The organism is Aeromonas sp. PrichA-15, from assembly GCF_017939245.1.
Lineage (GTDB): Bacteria > Pseudomonadota > Gammaproteobacteria > Enterobacterales > Aeromonadaceae > Aeromonas > Aeromonas caviae.
Window position 1 is genome coordinate 1 of record NZ_JAGKRH010000011.1, and the last position, 332, is coordinate 332.

The 332-nt window shown below is 54.8% G+C and carries 1 protein-coding gene; it reads right to left on the minus strand.

Annotated elements, in window-relative coordinates:
• On the minus strand, positions 1-332 hold a 332-nt coding region (locus J9889_RS02235), incomplete at both ends, for an ISAs1 family transposase (RefSeq protein WP_210555907.1).

Sequence of the window (332 nt, forward strand, 5' to 3'; positions counted from 1 at the left end):
CTCCATTCGAAAATCATCACTCCAGCAAGCGCATTTGATTTTTCGCCGCTTGCTGATTGACTTCGGATGATGCTGCGCCATGTTCAGCGCAATGCGACGAAACAGGGCAAACACCTCTGCTGCCTCCCTGTCACCAATCCGGCTCAGGTCTTCCCGATAGGTCACATCCAGTACCCAGTGCTGTTTGTTCTCGATGTGCCAATGCTGGCGTACTGCCTTGGCGGCTTGCTCCGGCTCTATCGCCAACGAGCTGACGTAGTATTGGGTGTCTAACGTGACCTTGCCTTTTTGACCGCGACTGCGCTCCACGGCGATAAGGCTTGTTATGCCGG